The following is a 3,433-nucleotide window of genomic DNA, read 5'->3' as shown; positions in this document are numbered from 1 at the left end:
TTCTTGAATGTTAGAACAGCACTCAGTCAGGTTGTGTCTTGGCTAGGTGCTGGGTCTTCAGAGAGGTAATATGTATTTGAAATTTCTTTATTCTGATTAAATATCCAAGCCATTCACATTGGACAAAGCTGCTAGGGTCTGCGATTAAGCGGATTCTAGAAATTCCTCTAAACAGTTGCGTGCTTGGTTCAGTTGTTGTGCCCGTTGTTCAATCAACTGTCGTACCGCTGGAGGCAATTGTTGGTATTGATCAGGATGGAAATCCGCCATCTTACGACGGTAAGCTTGGGTCAGCGTTTGACGATCCAACTGTTCAGGAGATATTTCGAGTAACTCACAAGCCGCTTGTTGTGCTTGAGTCAAGGTGTTGGTCGGCATGGAATACGAGGAAGAAAACTGGAAACATAAATAATATTATTGGTTTTCTAACGCCAACAAGTAACAAAATTAGAAATAAACCTAAAACAAATACACCTAAAGATGCCCTTGAGCCCGTAGACAAAATTAAGAATGAGAATAAAAATATTATTGGAACTGCAAAAATAAATTTTATTTTTTTATTAAAAATCAATAAATAAATAAAAATTACCGCAAGATTTAGAATAATACCAAAATTATTGGGATCAAACCCATCAGCTGAAAATCGACCAGTCCACTCATTATAACTTTGATTATAAATAATATTCTTCAGACCACTAAAGGCTATTAGTAACACCCCCAAAACATATGCAAGTAAAGTCTGAAATAATCTATTAGAATCTCGTATCAAATCCAGCATGATTACATATAAAAGAGCAACACTAAAAAATCTAAAAAAATAATTAAATGAATAATCTATATCCCAACTCCAAATACATGTTAGAAGTGCATAAAAAATATAGAAAATCAGCAATAATTCTGATCTATAAAATACACCTATTTTAGAAAAAATGCTTTCCAAAATCCAACATAGAAATAAGGGAAAAGCAAGAAAGTAAGTGCCTATTTGTACGGCAGAGTTTGAATAACTCTCTAATATATGAAAGAAAAAAATATATACCAACAGAAAAAAATAGGAAAATTTTTTATATCTCATCTTCGCCTCTTAAAAAGATTTAAAATAGAGTTAATCTCCCTTTTGAAGATAAACATACCTAAGATTAAAAACATTCCCCAATAAGCCATCTGCAACCCTATACTCATCATTAAAAGTGAATAAATAGATGAAATTAATAAAATTGAAAAGGTTATTAAATAACCTCTAAGTTTAATTGTTTTCCGCCAAACAAGTTGAGAAAATTCCGTTCGTAAAATATAAAAAAACCAAAATGAGAAAGCTGTTGATATAGCTGCCCCTAAAGCACCTAATTTTTTCACTAGGAAAAAATTTAAAACGATACTTGTGAGCATAGCCGCAATAGAAGCATACATAGAAAATCTAGTTTTCTTAGCTATTGCAATACCTATACCTGTTACTTCAGATAATGTATAAAATAAAGGTCCGATTATACATATTATTATCAAATACTTAACCGAAAGATATTGATTAGGTAATATGAAGTCTAAAAGCCATGAAAACAAACCTGCTACAACAACTATAAAATATATAGCCATCAAAATATATTCTGAAATATCGTCTATTTTCTTTAAATCAATTTCACTACTACTCACCCACTTAAAGACTAAGGGAGCCCAAATTGTATTAAAAATGGTTGCAAAAATAGTTGCAGCAGATGCAATACTCATTGCTACAGAATAAACACCGAGATCAGTATAAGAAGAGAATAATCTTAAAAATATACGATCTGATACATTTAATCCCCATGAAGCAAGACCTCCTATTAAAAGAGGAAAACCATAGGATAAATGAGTCTGAAACTCTATCTTATCGAATTTCTGAGCAAATGCTGGTATCCAATCATTACGAGTATTCCATGCAAAGATTAGGCAAGCAATAAATAAAGCCAGCGCATTTGCAGTAAATAGTTGTTTACTATCTCTACTTCCAGCCCATACTACGGCACTTATTACAAATAGCAATAATAGTATTTTAGGCAACACTTGGCTCATAGAAAAAGCTATTGCTCTCTCTTGCATCCTTAAAGTAAGAGATAAAAATCGACTGATTAAAGCAACAATAAAACAAAAAAATGTTAAAAAACTTAAATATACACTTTCAACACTATATAATATCTTAGAAATAAAATCTGGTTTGTATATAAAAATCAATAAGCAAGACAAGATACATATACAAACCCCTGGAAACATTGCATGTTTCAACAATAGGGGTTTATTATCTGAATCATGATATGCTCTAACATACGACTGATCTAAACCTAAACAAAAGAATAATATGGCAAATGATGTAAATATTTGCAACATAGAAATGCGCCCTACATCATCAACATTATAAAACCATGTAATTATTGGTAAGGTCGCAACGCTGAATATTCCTGAACCCACAGGACCTATTGCATAGGCTAATATTTTTTTCTTATCCATTTTCTATCATTTTTTCTGCTTGAGAAATAAATGCTTTATAATTTTTTTCTGCATTAAACTGCCTATCAATCATATTCCGTGCACTATTTCTATATGAATTAACATCTTGTAAAGAAAAAATCGTTTCTAAACCCATTATAATTTCATAGACATCTGCAGAAGATGACATTAAATAACCATTATTTTCTACAATTAGAGTTGAAATCCCCCCTATATCTGGAGCAATAGCAGGAACCCCATAACTCATAGCTTCCATAAGTGAAACAGGAACTCCTTCAGACTCACTAGCATTAATAATTACATCTACATTTGTTATAGATAACCATTCATGGACATCTTTATTACTTAATTGCCCTAAAAATGTCCCATTAAAATTATTATTTAAATCGGATAATTTTTTTGTTTTATTTTTTAGCTGATCAAATAGCACTCCATCACCAATATGTACCCAATTCACTCTGATATTATTTTTTACACTAAATTGATTTATAGCATCTATAATTTTGTCTACCCGTTTAATTGGAATACATGATGATAAACTCAAAACAGTAAATGTCTTTTTATCTGAATTAAAATATTTAATTTTATTAGGCAAAAATACACCTAAACGAGATATATCCAATTTCTCTTCCGAATAGGAGTATCTATCACGATAGTACGCCAAAGCACTTTCTGAAAGTAAATAAATTTTTTCAGCATTATCTTTAAACTGCCTTTTTAGAGGCATATAGCTAAACTTCCTACGTTCTTCATATAAGTCAAAACCATGTGCTCTTGAAATAATTTTTATTCTTTTATATTCTTTTTTTAATAAACATGATGCATAATACCCAATATCCTTCCAATAAGAATATATTAGAATTTCACCTTTAAGCCTCTTAACAATTTTTTTTAAATACAATTTATAAAAAAGTACTCTCGCAACAAAAAAAAGAGTCGAAAAAAATATTGC

2 protein-coding genes and 1 pseudogene are annotated in these 3,433 nt (G+C 30.6%); all 3 read right to left on the bottom strand.

The window, feature by feature from the left end; genetic code table 11:
• Positions 1 to 144: 144 nt before the first annotated feature.
• Positions 145 to 363: pseudogene (locus AAV96_RS00380) on the bottom strand (J domain-containing protein); the annotation flags it as partial.
• A 708-nt stretch (positions 364 to 1,071) separates the two neighbouring features.
• Positions 1,072 to 2,481 carry an oligosaccharide flippase family protein gene (locus AAV96_RS00370; RefSeq protein WP_046737879.1) on the bottom strand — a complete coding sequence of 470 codons (1,410 nt, stop codon included), beginning with the start codon at positions 2,479 to 2,481 and terminating at the stop codon, positions 1,072 to 1,074.
• A partial coding sequence (locus AAV96_RS00365; RefSeq protein ID WP_046737878.1) for a glycosyltransferase occupies positions 2,474 to 3,433 on the bottom strand: 960 nt, incomplete at its 5' end. The genes AAV96_RS00370 and AAV96_RS00365, both read right to left, overlap by 8 nt.

Origin of the sequence: Acinetobacter sp. AG1 (assembly GCF_001005525.1) — a bacterium.
Taxonomy (GTDB): Bacteria; Pseudomonadota; Gammaproteobacteria; order Pseudomonadales; family Moraxellaceae; genus Acinetobacter; species Acinetobacter modestus.
The sequence above is the reverse complement of the archived record's forward strand: the minus strand, read 5'-3'. Positions and strand labels throughout refer to the sequence as shown.